Origin of the sequence: Paraburkholderia sp. SIMBA_027 (genome assembly GCF_046535315.1) — a bacterium.
Lineage (GTDB): Bacteria > Pseudomonadota > Gammaproteobacteria > Burkholderiales > Burkholderiaceae > Paraburkholderia > Paraburkholderia tropica.
The window spans coordinates 16,295-35,601 of record NZ_JAWRWY010000014.1 but is presented as its reverse complement, the minus strand read 5'-3'; the positions used below and the strand labels follow the sequence as shown (position 1 = coordinate 35,601).

Sequence of the window (19,307 nt, the reverse complement as noted above, 5' to 3'; positions counted from 1 at the left end):
CATGGCCGCGCAAACCTACCCGATCGACGTGAACGGCGCGCCGCTGACGCTCTCGGCGCAGCGCGCGGCGTTCGATCCCGTGAGCCGCGCGGTGTTCGTCGCGGATGTACATCTGGGCAAGGACGCCGTGTTTCGCGCGCGCGGCATTCCGGTGCCGACGGGCGCGACGGCCGACACGTTCGCGCGCCTCGATGCCGTGATCGCGCAGTTCGCGCCGCAATCGCTGTATTTTCTCGGCGATCTGCTGCACGCGCGCGAATCGCACGCGCCCGAGGTGCTCGACGGATTGAGCCGCTGGCGCGCGGCGCATCGCGGCTTGCGCCTCGTGCTGGTGGAGGGTAATCACGATCGTCACGCGGGCGCGCTTGCCGATGAATTCGGCATCGAGACCGTGTTCGAACCATATCGACTCGGGCCGTGGACGCTGTGCCATCATCCGCAGCCGCACGCGGACGGCTATGTGCTCGCCGGTCACGAGCATCCGGTCTATACGCTGCGCACGGGCGTCGATCGTGTGCGTTTGCCGTGCTTTCGCTTCGGCGCGCGCGTGGGCGTGCTGCCGGCCTTCGGCGCGCTGACCGGCGGCTACGAGGCCACCGGCGAGCGCGGGCCGGAAAGCGTGTACGTGGTGGCCGCGAACCGTATTTTCAGCGTCCGGCGTTGATGCGCGCGACGTCTTTATCGTCCTCGCAACCTCTGCTGGCGGATGCTCAGCGCCACGACGCCATCGACTCGAACACGCCGTCGCGGCGCACCAGTGCATGCAGGAGTGCCGCCGCGAGATGCAGCAGGATCAGCGCGAAAAAGCACAGCGCGAGAAAGCGATGCGCGTTCCAGAGCGCCGAATGCAGCGCGTTGCTGTGCGGCAGGAACGCGGGCAGGCGCACGCCCAGCACCATCACCGGATAATCCGCCGCCGAGAGCATGCCCCAACCGATCAGCGGCAGCGCGATCATCAGCGCGTACAGCACGACGTGCGAGAGGCGGGCGACGAGCTTCATCGGTTCCGGCATGGCCGCGGGCAGCGGCGGCGCGCCGCGCACGAACCGCAGCACGAGGCGGATCAGCGCGAGCACCAGAATCGCGATGCCGAGCGGCTTGTGGATGGAGACGAGCCTGAGGTAGTCGGGGCGCACCGTCGACACCATGCCCACGCCGATAAACAGCATCGCGAGAATGCAGATCGCCATGAGCCAGTGCAGGACGCGCTGCGCGGGACTGAAGCGGGGGTGGACGGCGTTCATGGCGCGACTCCTTGCGCGTTGCCGCGCGGGTAGTCCTTGTCTTCGGCGGTGCGGCGGTTGAACGATACCGAATAGGCGGCGGAGCGCGCGGCCGGGAACGGATCGTCCGAGACGTGCATGCCGGCGGGCAGTACCGTCGGGTCGAAGTTGAGGTTGCGGCACGGGCCGTCCGCTTCCGGCTCGATGGCCGTGACGATGAGCGTGCCCGCGTCGACGGTGCGCCGGTCGTCCGGCCACGCCTGGCTCGGATCGGCGGTCGGGTCGCCGGGATTCGCGACCGTGATGCGCAGCGTCCAGCGTTGCGGCGCGGACTGCACACGCTGGACGATATCGGTTTCGAGGAAGTTGGGCGCGAGGTGTGCCGCGTCGGCGGCGGAGAGCGGTTGCGGCGCGGCCGCCGGCACGAAGGACCAGCGCACGGCATGCGCCTCGCCCGCCGCGTTCGTGAAGATGAAACTGTTCAGGCTGTTGTAGCGGTCCTGCGCGAACGACGCGGTCAGCGGCGTCGTCGACGCCCACGCGCCGAAGTGCGCGAACTCGGGATGCGCGGCGATGAAGTGCTTCATCGCGTCCGGATCGCTCTTGTTGCCCGCCGCGCCGAGCAGTTCGTAGAACGCTTGCGGCGTGGCGACGGGGAAGAACGGCGCGTCGATCATGGCCGAGCGCCATTCGCTGCCGCCGGGCGAGCCGATGAGCAGGCCGAGACCGCGCACGTGCACGCTCGGGTCGGGCGCATGCGGGTCGGCGGTCGCGAGATTGAAGCGGCCCGTGGCGGCGAACGTGCCGGCGGCGAGCATCGGCGCGCTCGACAGTTGCGCGCCCGCGCCGTTCGACTCGAAGCGGCCCGTGAAGCAGATGCCCTTCGCGTGATTGCGCCGGAAGCCCAGCGCGGGGCCGCCGGGCGGGGCGAGCCGGTCGACCAGCTTGGCGGGCGTGAGCCGATGCGGCGACAGCCAGCCGGCGGTCCAGGCGAATGCGGCGGCCAGCGCCAGCACGACGACGCCGATCAGCGCCAGCGCGCCGAGGTGATTCGAATTCGAAGGTGGGGAGGTGTTGTTGCCAGCCATTGCACGGTCTCCTTAGCTGAGCGTTCGTGCAATCTATCAGGTGGCAAAAAAACGTGGGCGTGAAATGTCGGACTGATGAATCCCTTTTAGCACGCACCGCCGCGCCGGAGATTTGGCGCGGTGCGATGCAGCATCAGAAAATCACGTAAATCTTGCGCAGCGTTTCGTTGATTTCCCAAAGGCCTTCGGTATTGGCTTCGAAGAACATCGTGTCGCCGCCCTTGAAATGCAGCGCTTTTTCGCCATCGGGCGTGAAGCTCCCCGAGCCGGAGAGGAAATGCATCACCTCCGCTTCCTTCACCGAACGCCGGTAGGTGCCAGGCGAGCATTCGAACACGCCCGTATCGACGGCTTCCGCGCCGGGAATCACCACCTGGCGGCCCGTGACGCGCGCGGGCTGCGTGCCGGGCAGGCCCGCCATACCCCAGTCTTCGAGTCCCGCCACCTGGGCGGCCTGCTGAATCTGCTGAACTTTCACTGAATGAATTCCTGTTGACGTGAAGTGTGATCGAGTCGTTGTTCGATGCGGCCGAGCCGCACGACGGTTACGCCGGGCCGCAACTGACGCAGCGAAGGCATGACGAGCATGCAGTCGTCGTAGGGCGTGAGCACGGGCTCGCCGTTCGACCAGCCAATCACCGTGCCCGCCGTATCGAAAGTTTCGAGGCCCGTATAAGGACCGGCGAAACGGAAATCCATGCTGCTCGCGACCACGGGTTCGGTTACGCGCACGACGGTCATCTGCGCGGGCAGCGGCAGGAGCCAGCCGCCGGGCAGATCGCTCGCGTCGATCACGCCCGCGTGCAGCAGAAAGCGCGCGGTGCTGTCGCGCGCGACATCGACGGCACGCTTTTCCCAATGCTGTCCGCACTCGATCAGCAGTGCGTTCTTCGCGCTTTGAGGATCGCCGAAACCTTCGTAGTCGCGCATGCGTCGGCCTTCCGGATGGCCCTCGTCGCAGATCACGGTGGCGGGCACGCCGAGTTGCGCGGACAGCGCGATGCCCTTGTCGAGCGGCCCGGCGACGATCAGCGGCGCGCTTTTTTCGTGCATCGAATGCAGATCGAGCAGCAGATCGACGCTGTCGATCACGGGGCGCATGGCGCGCGCGCGATCGAGTTCGGACGAGCGGCGCGACGTATCGTCGAGCGTGGCGGCGGTCCAGACGCGGTTGAAATCCTGATCGACGAAACGCGCCTTGTCCGGTTGCGCGGGATCGAAGCGCGCGTACGCATCGACGTTCGCGAACGCCAGCGTGAGACGGCCGCGGCGCGGACGAAGTTGCGCGCGCAACAAGGCATCGACGACGATCGCGCCGCACACTTCATTGCCGTGCGTGAGGGCGTTCACCATCACATGCGGACCGGGCGCGCCGGAGTCGAACGTATGCACGTAGGCGATGCCGGTGTTGCCTTCGGCGTGCGCGGCGATGTCGGGAAACGCGACTTCGATCGGATAGGCGTCCATGCTCATGCGGGACCTCGTGGCTGAGAAAGTTGATCGACGGAGAAGCGTCGAGTCGGGGCCGGTTGATTCGGGTTCCTTGGCGAATGCGGGCGGCATCCAGTCCGCTACGGGGCGGGCTGGATGCGCACCGTCATGGCACGTCAGCCCATCGCCTGATTGATGATGCCGTAAGCGCGCCAGGCCGCGTCGGGCTCGCCGCTGTGCTGCTCGGCGCTCGCGTTGCGCACCATCTTGACGACCGAATCCACCGGCACGAGGCCGACGCTCGGCAGCCACGCTTCGATGCCCGCGCCGCCCGGCACGTCGAGGCGCACGAAGTCGCCGACGTGTTGCGCGAGCCAGTGCGAGACGAGGGCTTTCGCGCGCGCGTGATCGTCTTGATCGCCGCTATCGCCCGCCGTCGCGGCGACCACCGGGCCGATGGCGTAGCCGCGGCCGAAGCGGCGCGCGAGCGCGAAGCCGGTGATGATGCCGTCGCGTTCGAGCACGACGCCGCCTTGCGCGACCGCGAGCAGGGCGGACAGCGTGGCGCTGCGGTCGAGACCGCAGCCGCGCGAGGCGAGATCGATGAGCGTCGGCAGATCGGCGGGCGTGACGGCGCGCAGCGTTTCGCCTTGCGGCAGCACGACGGCGGGCGCCTGTTCGACCGTGCCCTGATGTTGCGTGAGGCCGCCGCACGCGGCGAAGCCGAGCTTCTCGTAGAGCGGCTGACCGGCGGGCGTGGCGTGCAGGAAAGTCACGCGCTCGCCGAGCGCCTCGAGCACGAGTTCCATCAGCTTGCGGCCGATGCCGCGTCCTTGCTGATCGGGCGAGACGATCACCATGCCGAGCGTGGCGCGGTCGGCGCCGAACTTCCAGCACAGCGCCGTGCCGATCACGACGCCGTTGTCGACGGCGACGAAGCCTTCGCCCGCCTCGACGGCGAAGCGCCAGTCTTCGGGGCGATGCGGCCAGCGCACGGCCACGGAAAGACCGTGGGCGGCGTCGATGTCGTCGGCGCTGAAACGGCGATAGTGAAGGTCGGGCTTGACGGCGGATTCGGACACAGCGGACTCCTGGATAACGACGTGGACGGCATGTTCAGATTCGACTGTCGCATGCGGCTCGCAGGCTTCATAGGACGATCTTCCTGACTTGAGCGAGCACAAGCGGCGGCAGCGCGCGGCTTTTTTATTGTTCATCGCATTCAGAAAAGTTTCAATATAATGAGTGGCAGTGTGCGTGCCTCGATGTCACGCAGCGGGCGCGCCGCGCCGTCGCCATGCACCGAAATCGTGCGCCGGCGTTGGGGAACGAACCGGTTTTGCGCGTCCGGCACCGAATTCAACAGGAAACTCATGCGAACCCAGTCCAGCAAGAAAATCGCGGTGTTGCCGAGCCACGCCGATGTCGGCGCGCGGCTGCGCGCGCTGCGCAATGCTCGCGGCCTGTCCGTCAATGAACTCGCGCTGCGCGCGGGCGTGTCGGTCGGCACCGTGAGCCAGGTCGAGCGCAACAAGGCCAATCCGTCCGTGCGTATTCTGGAGCGTCTGCGTCAGGCGCTCGACGTGCCGTTGAGCGCGCTGCTGGAAGAAGACGACGCGCCGTCCGATCCGCTCACGGGCGATTTCGTGCGGCGAGCGGCGGAGCGCCCGCTGTTCGAGGTGGGCAAAAACGGCATGCAGAAAGAGCTGCTTTCGCCGCACGGCGAGCACGATTTGCAGATGATGGTCATCATGCTGCCGGCGGGCTCGGGGTCGGAGGAAGTGCTGGTGGGCGTCGGCGAAAAATGCGGCCTCGTGATGGAGGGCACGGTGATCCTGAACGTGGGCGATCAGCGCGCCGAACTGCGCGCGGGCGACAGTTTCCAGTTCAAGAGCACGGTGCCGCACAGTGTGCGCAATGAAAGCAGCAAGACGGCGCGGCTGTTGTGGATCATGAACACGCGCCCGCCGGTCATTCATCTTTAAGTATCTCTGGCGGCGCCGCTTTTCGCCGGTATCGGCGCCGCATCCCGGTTGTTCTTCCTCGCTTTTTTCTGAACGCGCTTCACGCGCGATCTCCCCACGCTTTCATTCCTGTTGATGCCGCGCGATACTGGCCTGTATCGCGCGGATGAACGCGCACGCCTTGTTGTTTCATTCTTCTGCCGATTGCCTGCGTGCCGACTGCGTGTCACCTGCGCGCCATTAATGAAGCGCGCGTGTGTCAACTCGCCGCTACGGGTTCGCCCTGGCCCGTTTCTCGCGTAAGCAAAGCGCATGAGCATGCTTTTCGCAGAATTATTTTTGATCACTAGCCAAGCCCCTTCTGTTCACTATAATGAATTTCAACGCGTGGTTGTTCATTTTGCCGCCAGGGCATCGAACCACCACTTGCTGAAGCGGCGAAGCCGCGCACGTGACGACTCGCGAGCGCGCCATCGCCGGGCTAACCGGTTTTCGAACAGGCAGAGCATGACTACTCCGTCGCTGGATTTCGATCCGTCCGCAATCACGCTGCCGCAAGGCCATTTCATTGGCGGCGCGTACTATCAGACCGATGAAACGTCGATCGCCGTGCATCGTCCTTCGGACGGCCGTCTGCTGGGTTATGTGCCGGACGCCACGGCACAGACCGTCGATTACGCGGTATCGAATGCGCTGCAGGCATGGAAGACGAGCGGCTGGGGCACGCGCTCGCCGCGCGAACGCGCCCGGGTGCTGACGCGCTGGGCGCAACTGATCGACGAAAACGTGGTCGCGCTGGCGCAACTCGAAGCAGTCAGCTCCACGCGGCCGGTCGCGGAAGCGTATGCGTCGGATGTGCCGTTCACGGCCGAAGCGATTCGCTTCTTCGCGGAACTCGCGGACAAACTCGGCGGCGACATTGCGGCGACGCGTCAAGGCAGTCTCGGCTTCGTCGCCTCGGAGCCCTATGGGGTGATCGGCGCGATCACGCCGTGGAATTTTCCGCTCTCGATGTGTTCGTGGAAATGCGGTCCGGCACTGGCGGCGGGCAATGCGGTGGTGCTGAAAGCCTCGGAAATGACGCCGTTTTCCACGCTGCGCCTCGCCGAACTGGCGATCGAAGCGGGCATGCCGCCGGGCATTTTCAATGTCGTGAACGGACGCGGCGCGACCACCGGTTCGGCCATCACGCGGCACCCCGATATTTCGAAGGTGAGTTTCACCGGATCGACGCGCACGGGCGCTGCGATCATGAGCGAAGCCGCTTTTCACGGCACCAAGCCGGTCACGCTCGAACTGGGCGGCAAGAGCCCGCAACTGGTGTTCGCGCAGGTGCCGGACCTCGCGCACACGGCGCGCTGCGTGGCGCGCGGCTTTACCGCGAACGGCGGCCAGGCCTGCGTGGCGGGTACGCGCCTGATCGTTCATAAGCACATTGCCGAACCGCTGATCGACGCCGTGCAACGCGAACTCGCGGGCATCGCGCCGGGCGCGATGTGGTCGAGCGCGACGCGTTATTCGCCGATCATCAGCCCCGCACAGGCGCAACGCATTGCCACGCTGATCGACGAGAGCCGCGCGCAGGGCGCGGAAGTGCTGTGCGGCGGCGGCTTTTTCGAAGATACCGAAGACGGCTGGTTTCATCGCCCGACGTTGCTCGCCAACGTCACCGACGACACGCCCGCCGTGCGCGAAGAATTGTTCGGCCCCGTGCTCACCGTGCAAACCTTCGAGGACGAAGAGGAGGGCATCGCGCTCGCGGCGCACCCGACCTACGGTCTCGCGGCAGGCGTGCATACGAGCGATATCGGCCAGGCCATGCGGGCGATGCGGCGCATTGCGGCGGGCACGGTCTGGATCAATCGCTATGGCCGCAGCGGCGACATGATCATTCCGACCGGCGGCTTCAAGCAGTCGGGTATCGGCAAGGATCTCGGACGCCAGGCGCTCGAAGCCAGCATGCGCCACAAGAGCGTGCTGATCGATTTCGACACAGCCTGAGTTTTACCGCATTCGCTTCAACTCACGCTTTAACTTCGGTTCCAGCTTCGCCGTATAGATGCACGATCCGCGCAGCGTTCATTTCAGTGAACACGGATTGCGCGCAACGCTTCACAGGTAATTTCGACACCGCGGGCCGCGCCAAGTTCGTCAGCATGACTGATTAATTGGCATGCATGCGCAGCGCGCCGTTCTCACTTGATTCGAGCCTGAAAACAGGTTCGCCACGACGACAGGATGCAGACCATGATCGATTTCGAGCCGAAGTACATCACCTTCGACTGCTACGGCACGCTGACCAACTTCCAGATGGCCGAGACCGCGCGCCAGCTTTACGGCGACAAGCTCGATGCCGCCAGGATGAACGAGTTCGTGGAGTTCTTCCGCGGTTATCGTCTGGACGAGGTGATGGGCGCGTGGAAGCCGTTTCGCGACGTCGTGGTGAATTCGATTCGCCGCACCTGCGAGCGCACCGGCGTGCCGTTCGACGAAGCCACGGCGCTGAAGTTCTACGAGGCAGTGCCCACGTGGGGCCCGCATCCGGACGTGCCGGAAGGTCTGTCGCGCCTCGCCACGAAGTACAAGCTCGTGATTCTCTCGAACGCCGACGACTCGCAGATCCACAGCAACGTGGAAAAGCTTGGCGCGCCGTTCCACAAGGTCTGCACCGCTCAGCAGGCGCAGGCGTACAAGCCGCTGCGCAAGGCGTTCGAGTACATGTTCGACCAGCTCGACTGCAATCCGGAAGACGTGCTGCACGTGTCGTCGAGTTTCCGTTACGACCTGATGACGGCTTATGACATGGGTATCAAGCACAAGGCTTTCGTGAATCGCAACCATGAGCCGCTCACGCCGTATTACCAGGTCAACGAAGTGAAGCAGCTGCCGCAGCTCGCCGAACTCCTCGGCGTCTAAGCGTCTCGGCCGCCCGTTCATTCGCCCACTTGCACTTACCGTCGGTCATCAGGAACGCAACACGATGAAGCTCGATTCGTACTGGCTCGATACCGCGCCGCGCTTTACGAAGCCCGCCCAGGGGCCGCTCGCCGGCCGCGTGGACGTGGCCGTGGTCGGCGGCGGTTTTACCGGGCTGTCGGCGGCGCTGGCGCTCGCGAAGCGCGGCTACTCGGTCACCGTGCTGGAAGCCGGGCGCATCGCAGGCCAGGCGTCGGGCCGCAACGGCGGGCACTGCAATACGGGCGTCGCGCAGGATTATGCGGCGCTCTCGGCGAAGCTCGGCACGGAGCGCGCCTCGCTGTTCTATCGCGCCTATGCCGAAGCCGTGAAGTCGGTCGCGCAGATCGTCGAGGAAGAACAGATTCCCTGCGATCTGCGCAAGAGCGGCAAGATCAAGCTCGCTGCGAAGCCGCATCACTACGCATCGCTGGCGAAGACTTTCGAAGCGTTGAAGCGCGATGTCGATGAAGATGTCGAGCTGATTTCGCGCGAACGTATTCGCGACGAAATCGCATCGGACGGTTTCTATGGCGGCCTCGTGCAGCACAACGGCATGCAGCTGCATATGGGCAAGTTCGGTGTCGGTCTGGCCGAAGCGGCGGCGCGTCACGGCGCGCAGATCTTCGAAGAAACGCCGATGGTCGGCCTCAAGCCGCTCGGCGGCCACGCCTACGAAGTGCAGTGCGAGCGCGGGACGCTGCGCGCCGATCGCGTGTTGCTCGCCACGGGGGCGTCGCAAAGCGGCCCGTTGCAATGGTTCCGCCGCCGCATCGCGCCCGTGGGCAGTTTCATCGTCGTCACGGAGCCGCTCGGCAAGGCGCGTCTCGATGCGCTGCTGCCCACGCGCCGCTCGTATGTGACGACGCGCCAGATTGGCAATTACTTTCGTCCCACGCACGACGACCGTTTGCTGTTCGGCGGCCGCGCGCGCTTCGCGATGTCGAATCCGCGTTCGGACGAAAAGAGCGGCCGCATTTTGCGTGACGGCATGCTTCAGTATTTTCCGCAACTCGCCGACGTGCGCCTCGATTACTGCTGGGGCGGTCTCGTCGACATGACAGCCGACCGGCTGCCGCGCGCGGGCGAGCACGAAGGTTTGTTCTATTCGATGGGCTACAGCGGCCATGGTGTGCAGATGTCGGTGCACATGGGCCGCGTGATGGCCGACGTGATGTTCGGTGCCGCCACGCGCAACCCGTGGCGAGCGCTCGAATGGCCTGCGATTCCCGGACACTTCGGGCGCGCGTGGTTTCTGCCGCTCGTCGGCGCGTATTACCGGTTGCAGGACGTGCTTCATTGAGCCGATGCCGAGCGCCGACCCTTTCACGGCGCAGCGCAAATAGTCAAGACTCTCCACAAGGAAACCAGACCATGTCGCGTACCACCCTTGCATTCGCCGCCGCTTCCGTCGCGTTCTCGCTGTTGTGCGGCGCTGCCCATGCCGATACCCCGACGCTGACCGCGGGCTCGCCGCCGTCGAGCGCGCCGACCACCTTCCTCGACGTCAAGACGCAGAAGATCGAAGGCATCATGCCCGACGTCGTGCGCGAAATCGGCAAGCGCGAGGGCTTCGACGTGTCGTATCAGGCCGTGCCCTTCTCCGCGCTGATTCCCTCCGTGGTCTCGGGCAAGATCGACATCATCGTCGCGGGCATGACGCCCACGCCCAAGCGCGCCGAAGTGGTGGACTTCTCGCAGCCGGTGACGGCGTTCGGCGAAGGCATTATCGTGAAGTCGACGAACAAGACCAACTACAAGTCGGTGCAGGACATGAAGGGCATGTCGGTCGGCGCGCCCACGGGCACTGACTACGGCGACCAGCTCGTCAAGCTCGGCATCTTCAAGGAAGTGAAGATGTACGACAGCCCGGCCGACATGACGCGCGACGTTGCGATCGGCCGCATCGTGGCGGGCTTCAACGACTACCCGATTCTCAAGGCGCAGGAATCCGCGGGCGCGATGGCCGGTACGCGCGTGGACGACGATTACGTGCCGATGGAGAAGTTCGACATCGCCGTGGGCGTGAAGAAGGGCAACACGGCGCTGCTGGCGAAAGTGAACGACGCACTCACGAAGATGAAGGCCGACGGCACGCTCGACAAGATCCTGAAGAAGTGGCACCTGGCGAGCTGATCCGCCACTGAACGACCGGAATGCGGAGCGGCGAGACGGTTTGCTCCGCGCCGCGTTCCGGCCCGGCCCGCCTTTGCGGCGCGGCGTATGACTCGCGGGCATTCCCCCGTTCGCGAATGAAAGCATAAGGCACACCATGCGTTGGCACGACATAGTCGATTTTGTCCCGATCCTGCTGCAAGGCGCGGTGATGAGCATCATCATCACGGTTGGCTGCCTGCTGCTGAGCACTGCGCTCGGCCTCGTGTGGGCGCTGCTCAAGATGTCGCGTTATCCGGCGGTGGTGACGGCCGTGAGCGCGATGATCAACGTGGTGCGCGGCCTGCCGATGATTGTCCTGCTGTTCTATATTTATTTCGTCTTGCCGGACTTTCATATTGAAGTGTCGGCATTGCAGGCGAGCATTATCGGCTTGAGTTTCGGTTATTCGACCTACGTGGCGGAAATCATCCGCTCGGGTATCGAGGCCGTCGATCCGGGCCAGTATGAAGCGGCGCAATCGCTTGGCATGGGCCGCGTGAAAACGATGGTGCGCGTGATCCTGCCGCAAGCGGTGAAGGTCGCGCTGCCGCCGTACAGCAATACGCTGGTGATGATGCTCAAGGACTCGTCGCTCGCGTCCACCATCACGGTGGCGGAAATGACGCGCCAAGGTCAGTTGATCGCGGCATCGACGTTCCAGAACATCACCGTCTATACGCTCGTGGCGATCGGCTATCTGCTGATGAGCCTGCCGCTCATGAGCATGACGCGGCATCTCGAGCGCCGTTTCGGCAAGCACAAGGCGAAGAAGTGAGGTTGCGATGATCGAAATTACCGATGTCCACAAGAGCTTTGGCGCCACGCCCGTGCTCAACGGCATTTCGCTGAAGATCGAACAGGGCGAAGTGGTGTGTCTGATCGGCGCGTCCGGCTCCGGCAAATCGACGCTGCTGCGCTGCATTAACGCGCTCGAATCGTACGACGCGGGCGAAATCAAACTGCTCGATCAGCGTGTCGAACAGCGCTCGCGTCATATCAATCATCTGCGCACGCAAGTGGGCATGGTGTTTCAGCGATTCAATCTGTTTCCGCATCGCACCGCGCTCGAAAACGTGATGGAAGGGCCCGTGCATGTGAAGAAGGAACCGCTGCATTCGGCCAAGCGCGACGCCGAGGAATTGCTCAACAAGGTCGGGCTCGGCCACAAGCTTCATTACTATCCGCATCAGCTTTCGGGCGGTCAGCAGCAGCGCGTGGCGATTGCGCGTTCGCTCGCGATGAAGCCGAAAGCGATTCTGTTCGATGAACCTACCTCCGCGCTCGATCCCGAACTCGTCGGCGAAGTGCTCAGCGTCATGCGCACGCTCGCGAAGGAAGGCATGACGATGCTGGTGGTCACGCACGAAATGGGTTTCGCGCGCGAAGTCGCGGACCGCGTGTGCTTCCTGCACGGCGGCCACATCATCGAACAGGGCAGCGCTCAGCAGGTGTTGTGCGCGCCGCGCGAAGCCCGCACGCGCGAATTCCTGCGTCACGTGCTGGGCAATCGCAGCGAAACGCAAAGCGCGCCCGAAGGCGCGACGGGAGCGGCGGCATGAACGGACGATTCGTGCGGCTCGGCGAAACCGCACGCGCCAACGTGTCGATCGTGATCGACGGACACAGCGTTGAGGCGCTCGAAGGCGATACGTTGCTCACGGCCATGCTGTGCAGCGTGCGCTATGTGCGCCAGTCGGAATTCGGCGAGGAAAAGCGCGCGGGCTATTGCCTGATGGGCGCGTGCCAGGACTGCTGGGTCTGGACCGATACGGGCGAACGCCTGCGTGCCTGCACGACCGTGGTCGAAGCGGGCATGCGCCTCGTGACCACTCAACCGGAGGCGCAATGGGCGAACCTCGCATTGTGATCGTTGGCGCGGGGCCGGCGGGCGTGCGTTGCGCGCAAACACTGCTGGCCGCGGGGCTGCGCCCGACGCTGATCGACGAAGGCCGCCGCGACGGCGGCCAGATCTATCGGCGTCAGCCCGATGGTTTTACGCGCCCCTATGCGAAGCTCTACGGCACCGAAGCGCTGCGTGCGCAGGATCTGCACGAGACGTTCACGCGCTTGCGCGCGCAGATCGATTATCGGCCGCAAACGCTCGCGTGGAATATCTGGGACAAAAAACTGCATATCGTGCGCGACGGTCACGCGAGCGCGCTCGATTACGATGCGCTGATTCTGTGTCCCGGCGCAACCGATCGTTTGATTCCCGTGAAGGGCTGGCAATTCGCGGGTACCTATAGCCTCGGCGCGGCGCAGATCGCGCTGAAATCGCAGGCCTGTTCGATCGGGCGGCGCGTGGTGTTCATGGGCACCGGGCCGCTGCTGTATCTGGTCGCAAGTCAATATGTGCAGGCGGGTGCGAAAGTCGCCGCCGTGCTCGACACGTCGGCGGCGGGCGCGCGTCTGCGTGCGTTGCCGAAGCTGCTCGCGCGTTTCGATGTCTTGCGCAAAGGCAGTGCGCTCGTGGGTGCGCTCAAGCGCGCGGGCGTGCAAATGTACAACGGCATCGAGCCGGTCGAAATCGTCGGCACGCCGGACGAGGGTGTGAGCGCCGTGCGCTTTCGCACCGCGAGCGGCAAGATCGAACAGATCGATTGCGACGCCATCGGCATGGGCTATCACTTGCGTCCCGAAACGCAACTCGCCGATCTTGCGCGCTGCGCGTTCCGCTTCGATACGCTGACGCGCCAATGGCTCCCGCAAATCGACGAACTCGGCCGCAGCAGCGTGCCGGGCGTGTATCTCGCGGGCGACGGCGTGCGTGTGCTCGGCGCGGATGGTGCGGAGAACGCGGGGCGTCTCGCCGCGCATGCCGCGCTGATCGATCTGGGCCGCGGCGCGCAAGCGGCCGTGCTCGATGCGCTCAAACGCGAGCAGCGCCGCATGGACCGCTTCCGCGAAGGGCTGGCGCAGGCGTTCGAATGGCCCGCGCAACAGGCCGCGAAGCTGCCCGACGAAACCATGGTGTGCCGCTGCGAAGGCATCACGGCGGGTGAATTGCGCCGCGTGATCCACGACGAGGGCGCGCAGGAAGCGAATCGCGCGAAGGCGCTGAGCCGTGTCGGCATGGGCCGTTGCCAGGGGCGCTATTGCGGCCACGCGGCGGCGGAAATTATCGCGGACGCCGCGCGCGTGCCGCTCGAGCAAGTCGGACGTTTGCGCGGGCAGGCGCCCGTGAAGCCGCTGGCCATCGCGACTGTGGAGGAGACGGAGTGAAGCGCGCGCAAGCCGATGTATTGATCGTGGGTGGCGGCTTCATGGGTGCCGCCACCGCGTTTTTTCTGCGTCGCCGTGGCAAGTCGGTGATTCTGCTCGAACGCCAGCTGATCGGCCAGCAGGCGAGCGGCACCAATTTCGGCAACGTGCGCCGTCAAGGGCGTTTGCTGGCGCAATTGCCGCTGGCGAACCGCTCGCGGGAAATCTGGCTGCGCATGCCGGAATTGATCGGTCACGATGCCGAGTTTCTGATGTCGGGCCATTTGCGCGTGTGCTATCGCTCCGAGCAGGCCGACATGTTCGAGACCTACGCACGCGATGCGAAGCATTACAACCTCGATCTGGAAATGCTGCACGGCGATGCCTTGCGCAAGCGCTTTCCGTTTATCGGTCCTGAAGTGCTGGCCGGTTCGTATGCGCCCATCGACGGGCATGCGAATCCGCGTCTCGCCGCGCCTGCGTTCGGACGCGCCGCCGCGAAACTCGGTGCGCAAATCTTTGAAAACACCGATATTGTCTCGGTCGAAAAAGAAGGCAATGAGTTTCGCGCCACCAGCGCCGACGGCCGCACGTTTCATGCGCCCGTTCTGCTGATTACGGCGGGCGCATGGGGCAGCACCTTGAGCGAGCAATTCGGCGAGCCGGTGCCGATTGCCGTGCACGGTCCGCAAATGGCCGTGACCGAACCGGTGCCGTATAGCATCGCGCCGGCAGTCGGCGTGTCGTCGCCGCAGATCGCGGAGGTCGTGTATTTCCGCCAGGTCGCGCGCGGCAATATCGTGATTGGCGGCTGCGCACGTGGGCCCGCGTTTCTCGACGCGCGCCGTGCGAAAGTGCTGCCGCACAGCACCTTGCTGCAATTTCGCCAGGCGCAGCGCGTCGCGCCCGCGCTCAGACGGCTCAATATCATTCGCGTCTGGAGTGGTGTTGAGGGCTATATGCCCGACGATCGGCCGATCATGGGTGCAAGCGGGACGACGAGCGGCTTGTTCTACGCATTCGGATTCTGCGGGCACGGTTTTCAACTCGGACCGGGCGTGGGCGATACGATGGCCGAACTGATCGACACGGGCGGCACCTCGACGCCGATCGAGCCGTTCGACATTCGTCGCTTTGCCGCTTTTCAGCCGCCCGCGGGTAGTTCGCAGTCCGCGCAACAATCGGTTCCGGCAACCTGATTCAAAGATTCGCAGGCATGCCATGTTGATTGCTCCGACTTTGCAGACCGCGCCGACTTCACTGCGCAGCGGCGAAACCCGCACCACGGAAACGACGCGCGCCATACAACGCGCGCTCGATTTCATCGAGTCGTGTTTTGCCGAGCCGATCAGCCTGACTGAACTCGCGGAAATCGCGGGACTGAGCGTGTCGCGTTTCGCGGCGCGTTTTAGCGACGAAATGGGTGTGTCGCCGCAACAATATGTGCGCATCGTGCGCGTGCGTCACGCGCAACGTTTGCTGCGTCGTGGCGTATCCCCCTCGCTCGTGGCGGCGGAAGTGGGCTTCTTCGATCAAAGCCATTTGTGCCGTCATTTCAAGCGTGTGTTGGGCTGCACGCCGGTCGAATGGCTCAATGCAGGCGCGCCGTTCGGGCCCAACGGCTGAAAACGCCTCATATCACCACGCTTCCGAATTCAACTTCGCATCTGGCGGCGCGCCGTTCTTTACGCACGGCGCGCTTGGCGCGTCTTGATCCGTGCTCGCAATGAAAAAGCCGCGAGACTCAAGGCGAATCTCGCAGCCGGAACTTAAGCGATGCTTGCGCGCGCCTCTTTTCAGAAAGCGCGCGCAATTCAGCAATCCCTTTACGACAATGCGGCGCGTACCTCGCGGTCTTCGAGCACGTCATCGAGCGTGCGTTTCAGGCGCGTGAACAATTGCTCGAATTCCGCTTCGCCATAACAGAGTGCGGGCGCGAAACCGAGAATGTTGTCGCCGAAAGCGCGGAACACGAGGCGATTGCGATAAGCCGAAGCCGCGATGCGATCCGAGAGCTTCAATGAGGCATCGAAACGCGCGCGCGTAGTTTTGTTCGCGACGAGCTCGAGTGCGCCAAGCAGGCCGCGATGACGCGAATCGCCTACGAGCGGATGATCGAGCAGGCCGTCGAGACCGGCGGCGAAACGCGGCGCCAATGCCTGCGCATTCGCGAGCAGACCGCCTTCGTGATAGAGGCGCAAGACTTCGAGACCGATCGCGGCGCTCACCGGATGCGCGGAGTAGGTCTGGCCGTGGCCCACGATCGCCGTATCGTTCTTGTCGCCCGCGATGCCTTGATACACGGCGTCGGACATGAGCACCGCGCCCATCGGCGCATAACCCGAGGTGAGACCTTTCGCGACCGTCATCAGATCGGGCTCGACATCTTCGGCTTCGCAGGCAAATAGCGGGCCGGTGCGGCCGAAACCCGTGATGACTTCGTCGGCCACGAACAGAATGTCGAGACGGCGGCACGCGTCGCGCATCGCCTTGAGCCAGCCGCGCGGCGGCACGATCACGCCGCCCGAACCTTGAATCGGCTCGCAGAAAAACGCGGCCACATGCTCCGCGCCGAGCTGCGCGACTTTCGCTTCGAGCGACGCGACGGAGGCCGCGATCAGCGCGGCGTCGTCGGCACCGTCTTCGCGGCGATACGCATACGGCGAGGGCAGATGGTGCTGGTTCGGCAGCGGCAGATCGAAATGGCGATGAAAGGCCGGCAGCGCCGTGAGGCCCGCGCCCACCGACGACGAGCCGTGATAACCGCGTTCGAGCGCGATCATCTGCTTCTTGCCCGGGCGGCCCGTGGCGTTGAAATAATGCGTGATAAAACGAATTGCCGAATCGACCGCATCGGAGCCGCCGAGCGTGAAATACACGTGTTGCAGAGAAGCCGGCGTCAGTTCGACGAGTTTCTGCGCCAGTTCGATGGCCGGTTCCGACGAGAAATGGAAATACGTGGTCGCGTAAGGCAGGCGCGTCATCTGGCGCGTGGCGGCTTCGACGATGCTCTGCTGACCGTAACCGACGTTTACGCACCAGAGGCCCGAAAACGCGTCGAGCAATTCATTGCCGTCGATATCGCGCAGATACGCGCCGTGACCGGATTCGAGCACGGTCGTCCCTCGCGCTTCATGCGCGCGATAGTTGATGACAGGGTGAATCAGATGCTTGCGATCGGCTTCGATCAGCGGCGAATTGGACATGACGTGACGGTCCCGTTGATTGACGGTGAGTGACAAAGTGGATCGCACGATGGTAGCGCCGCGCGTGCATTGGCGTGCAGGGAAAAAATCACGCAAACAGCAGCGGCATACTCTTTTTGCGGGCTTTTCAGCATTTTCTGCTGGGGCGTTCGAACGCCGCGCCGCGTGTGCCGGAGCGCTTCGCGGTTCGCCAAATCGCGTCTACAATGCGGCGATATTCGATGCGGTTTGGCGGCGCGGCAGGATGGATCATCGCCATTCCTGCCCCATGGTCTCTTCACACACGAACAGGTAACCGAAACAATGAGCAAGACTTACAGGATCGCGGCCATTGCCGGCGACGGCATTGGTCAGGAAGTGATGCCCGAGGGCGTGCGCGTGGTGGAAGCCGCCGCGAAGCAATTCGGCCTCTCGATCGAATTCACGCATTTCGACTGGGCGAGCTGCGATTACTACCTGCAGCACGGCAAGATGATGCCCGACGACTGGTTCGCCACGCTCAAGGGTTTCGATGCGATTTACTTCGGCGCGGTGGGTTGGCCCGAGAAGGTGCCCGACCATATTTCGCTGTGGGGTTCGCTGCTCAAATTCCGCCGCGAATTCGACCAGTATGTGAATCTGCGTCCCGTGCGTCTGCTGCCGGGCGTGCCGTGTCCGCTCGCCAACCGCAAGCCCGGCGATATCGACTTTTTCGTCGTGCGCGAAAACACCGAAGGCGAATACAGCTCGGTGGGCGGCAAGATGTTCGAAGGCACCGAGCGCGAATTCGTACTGCAGGAATCGGTGTTCACGCGCCAGGGCGTGGATCGCATTCTCAAATACGCATTCGAACTCGCGAATCAGCGCGGCCGCAAGAAACTCACGGCGGCCACGAAGTCGAATGGCATTTCGATCAGCATGCCGTATTGGGACGAACGCGTCGCCGAGATGGCGCAGCAGTATCCGCAAGTGCAATGGGACAAGCAGCACATCGACATTCTGTGCGCGCGCTTCGTTTTGCAGCCCGATCGTTTCGACGTGGTGGTGGCCTCCAATCTGTTCGGCGATATTCTTTCCGACCTCGGTCCTGCGTGCACGGGCACGATCGGCCTCGCGGCATCGGCGAATCTGAATCCGGAGCGCAAATTTCCGTCGCTGTTCGAACCGGTTCACGGTTCCGCGCCCGATATTTTCGGCAAGCAGATTGCGAATCCGGTCGCGATGATCTGGTCGGGCGCGATGATGCTCGAATTCCTCGGCAACGGCGACGCGCAGTTCAAGGCGGCGCACGACGCGATCATGCAGGCGATCGAAAAGGTGCTCGTGGAAGGTCCGCGCACGCCCGATATGGGCGGCACGTCGAAGACGGCGGACGTGGGCGCGGCGGTGGTTGCTGCGTTGCAATAAGCCCGCATGATGCGCGTGTGCGCGCGAGCATGACACTTGCCGGGATCGGACCGCCGCGTTACCGTGTGGCGGTCCGCTTTCCCGTGGAGACGTCATGACCGCTCACGCGCATTCAGCGTTTACCGCTTTCGAGCCCGCACGCGCCGCGTTGCTCGTCATGCACTATCAAACCGATATTCTCGGGCTGTTTCCAGCGGTTGCGCCGGGTTTGCTCGCGAATACGCGCACGTTATGCGATGCCGCGCGAGCGAAAGGCGTGCGCGTGGTGTTCGCCAATCTGCGGTTCAGCGCCGGTTATCCGGAAGTCAGTCCGTTGAACAAGAACGGGCAGGGCATTAAAAGTCTGGGATTGTTTATCGACGACCGAACCGCGCCGGAACTGGCTCAACAGCCCGACGAAGCGCTGATCGCCGCGCATCGCGCCAGCATATTCACCGGCACCGGTTTGCAAGCGCAACTCACGGCGCAAGGCGTGGATACGCTGATCATGGTGGGCATTGCGTCGACGGGCGTCGTGCTCTCGTCGCTGTCTCACGCGAGCGACGCGGATTTCCGCCTTTATACCGTCAAGGACTGTTGCTACGACCCGGATGAGGTCGTGCACGAGCATCTGTTCGCCACCGCGTTTGAAACCCGCAGCACGGTGCTGTCACTCGACGAGGCGCTGCGCCTGCTCGCGTAAGCGAAGCGCACCAC

The 19,307-nt window shown here is 64.1% G+C and carries 21 protein-coding genes; 14 read left to right on the top strand and 7 right to left on the bottom strand.

Annotation, left to right across the window (positions count from 1 at the left end; genetic code table 11):
* The first annotated feature begins 1 nt into the window (after position 1).
* On the top strand, positions 2-664 hold the full coding sequence (pdeM, locus tag SB764_RS25460; protein WP_176081107.1) for a ligase-associated DNA damage response endonuclease PdeM: 663 nt from the start codon (positions 2-4) through the stop codon (positions 662-664).
* A 46-nt stretch (positions 665-710) separates the two neighbouring features.
* On the opposite strand, the gene SB764_RS25455 is transcribed toward pdeM, so the two are convergent.
* From SB764_RS25455 to SB764_RS25430, 6 genes are all read right to left on the bottom strand, one after another.
* A complete protein-coding gene (locus SB764_RS25455) occupies positions 711-1,244 on the bottom strand; it encodes a cytochrome b (RefSeq protein WP_410865408.1) in 534 nt (177 codons plus the stop codon).
* Positions 1,241-2,311, bottom strand: a complete 1,071-nt coding sequence (locus SB764_RS25450) for a catalase family peroxidase (protein ID WP_176081108.1) — start codon at positions 2,309-2,311, stop codon at positions 1,241-1,243. Before SB764_RS25450 ends, SB764_RS25455 begins: the two co-directional genes overlap by 4 nt.
* Positions 2,312-2,444: 133 nt before the next feature.
* Positions 2,445-2,789 (bottom strand): cupin domain-containing protein, encoded by a 345-nt coding sequence (locus SB764_RS25445; protein ID WP_410865406.1) that lies wholly within the window; start codon positions 2,787-2,789, stop codon positions 2,445-2,447.
* Positions 2,786-3,778, bottom strand: coding sequence for a M14 family metallopeptidase (locus tag SB764_RS25440; RefSeq protein WP_065059833.1), 993 nt, complete (start codon positions 3,776-3,778; stop codon positions 2,786-2,788). Before SB764_RS25440 ends, SB764_RS25445 begins: the two co-directional genes overlap by 4 nt.
* 140 nt (positions 3,779-3,918) lie before the next feature.
* Complete coding sequence (locus SB764_RS25435) at positions 3,919-4,824, bottom strand: GNAT family N-acetyltransferase (RefSeq protein WP_410865404.1); 906 nt, start codon at positions 4,822-4,824, stop codon at positions 3,919-3,921.
* Between the two features lie 140 nt (positions 4,825-4,964).
* The gene (locus SB764_RS25430) at positions 4,965-5,117 is read right to left on the bottom strand and encodes a hypothetical protein (protein WP_156773727.1); all 153 of its coding nucleotides are present in this window, start codon (positions 5,115-5,117) and stop codon (positions 4,965-4,967) included.
* On the opposite strand from SB764_RS25430, the gene SB764_RS25425 reads away from it, so the two are divergent.
* The 11 genes from SB764_RS25425 to SB764_RS25375 all read left to right on the top strand — a co-directional run bounded on the left by SB764_RS25425 (position 5,116) and on the right by SB764_RS25375 (position 15,645).
* Positions 5,116-5,727, top strand: coding sequence for a helix-turn-helix domain-containing protein (locus SB764_RS25425; RefSeq protein ID WP_065059651.1), 612 nt, complete (start codon positions 5,116-5,118; stop codon positions 5,725-5,727). The two genes, SB764_RS25430 and SB764_RS25425, sit on opposite strands and share 2 nt — an antisense overlap.
* 486 nt (positions 5,728-6,213) lie before the next feature.
* The gene (locus tag SB764_RS25420) at positions 6,214-7,707 is read left to right on the top strand and encodes an aldehyde dehydrogenase family protein (protein ID WP_410865401.1); all 1,494 of its coding nucleotides are present in this window, start codon (positions 6,214-6,216) and stop codon (positions 7,705-7,707) included.
* 246 nt (positions 7,708-7,953) lie between these two features.
* Positions 7,954-8,622 carry a haloacid dehalogenase type II gene (locus SB764_RS25415; RefSeq protein WP_065059832.1) on the top strand — a complete coding sequence of 223 codons (669 nt, stop codon included), beginning with the start codon at positions 7,954-7,956 and terminating at the stop codon, positions 8,620-8,622.
* A 64-nt stretch (positions 8,623-8,686) separates the two neighbouring features.
* A complete protein-coding gene (locus tag SB764_RS25410; RefSeq protein ID WP_065059649.1) occupies positions 8,687-9,964 on the top strand; it encodes an NAD(P)/FAD-dependent oxidoreductase in 1,278 nt (425 codons plus the stop codon).
* A 71-nt stretch (positions 9,965-10,035) separates the two neighbouring features.
* Positions 10,036-10,797, top strand: coding sequence for an ABC transporter substrate-binding protein (locus tag SB764_RS25405; RefSeq protein WP_065059648.1), 762 nt, complete (start codon positions 10,036-10,038; stop codon positions 10,795-10,797).
* Positions 10,798-10,933: 136 nt separating this feature from the next.
* Positions 10,934-11,593, top strand: a complete 660-nt coding sequence (locus tag SB764_RS25400) for an amino acid ABC transporter permease (RefSeq protein ID WP_065059647.1) — start codon at positions 10,934-10,936, stop codon at positions 11,591-11,593.
* A gap of 7 nt (positions 11,594-11,600) precedes the next feature.
* Positions 11,601-12,377: an amino acid ABC transporter ATP-binding protein gene (locus tag SB764_RS25395; RefSeq protein WP_336751249.1), complete on the top strand. Its 777-nt coding sequence runs from the start codon at positions 11,601-11,603 to the stop codon at positions 12,375-12,377.
* On the top strand, positions 12,374-12,685 hold the full coding sequence (locus SB764_RS25390; RefSeq protein WP_065059645.1) for a (2Fe-2S)-binding protein: 312 nt from the start codon (positions 12,374-12,376) through the stop codon (positions 12,683-12,685). Before SB764_RS25395 ends, SB764_RS25390 begins: the two co-directional genes overlap by 4 nt.
* Positions 12,664-14,040, top strand: coding sequence for an NAD(P)/FAD-dependent oxidoreductase (locus tag SB764_RS25385; RefSeq protein WP_065059644.1), 1,377 nt, complete (start codon positions 12,664-12,666; stop codon positions 14,038-14,040). Before SB764_RS25390 ends, SB764_RS25385 begins: the two co-directional genes overlap by 22 nt.
* On the top strand, positions 14,037-15,218 hold the full coding sequence (locus tag SB764_RS25380) for an NAD(P)/FAD-dependent oxidoreductase (RefSeq protein WP_410865398.1): 1,182 nt from the start codon (positions 14,037-14,039) through the stop codon (positions 15,216-15,218). The genes SB764_RS25385 and SB764_RS25380 overlap by 4 nt, the downstream gene beginning before the upstream one ends.
* A gap of 22 nt (positions 15,219-15,240) precedes the next feature.
* Complete coding sequence (locus SB764_RS25375) at positions 15,241-15,645, top strand: helix-turn-helix domain-containing protein (RefSeq protein ID WP_410865396.1); 405 nt, start codon at positions 15,241-15,243, stop codon at positions 15,643-15,645.
* Between the two features lie 200 nt (positions 15,646-15,845).
* On the opposite strand, the gene SB764_RS25370 is transcribed toward SB764_RS25375, so the two are convergent.
* Complete coding sequence (locus SB764_RS25370; RefSeq protein ID WP_074985213.1) at positions 15,846-17,225, bottom strand: aspartate aminotransferase family protein; 1,380 nt, start codon at positions 17,223-17,225, stop codon at positions 15,846-15,848.
* A 303-nt stretch (positions 17,226-17,528) separates the two neighbouring features.
* Between SB764_RS25370 and SB764_RS25365 the strand changes: the two genes are divergently transcribed.
* Both SB764_RS25365 and SB764_RS25360 read left to right on the top strand, forming a co-directional pair.
* Positions 17,529-18,611, top strand: a complete 1,083-nt coding sequence (locus SB764_RS25365; RefSeq protein WP_065059640.1) for a tartrate dehydrogenase — start codon at positions 17,529-17,531, stop codon at positions 18,609-18,611.
* A gap of 94 nt (positions 18,612-18,705) precedes the next feature.
* A complete protein-coding gene (locus SB764_RS25360; RefSeq protein ID WP_321904978.1) occupies positions 18,706-19,293 on the top strand; it encodes an isochorismatase family cysteine hydrolase in 588 nt (195 codons plus the stop codon).
* Positions 19,294-19,307 lie beyond the last annotated feature (14 nt).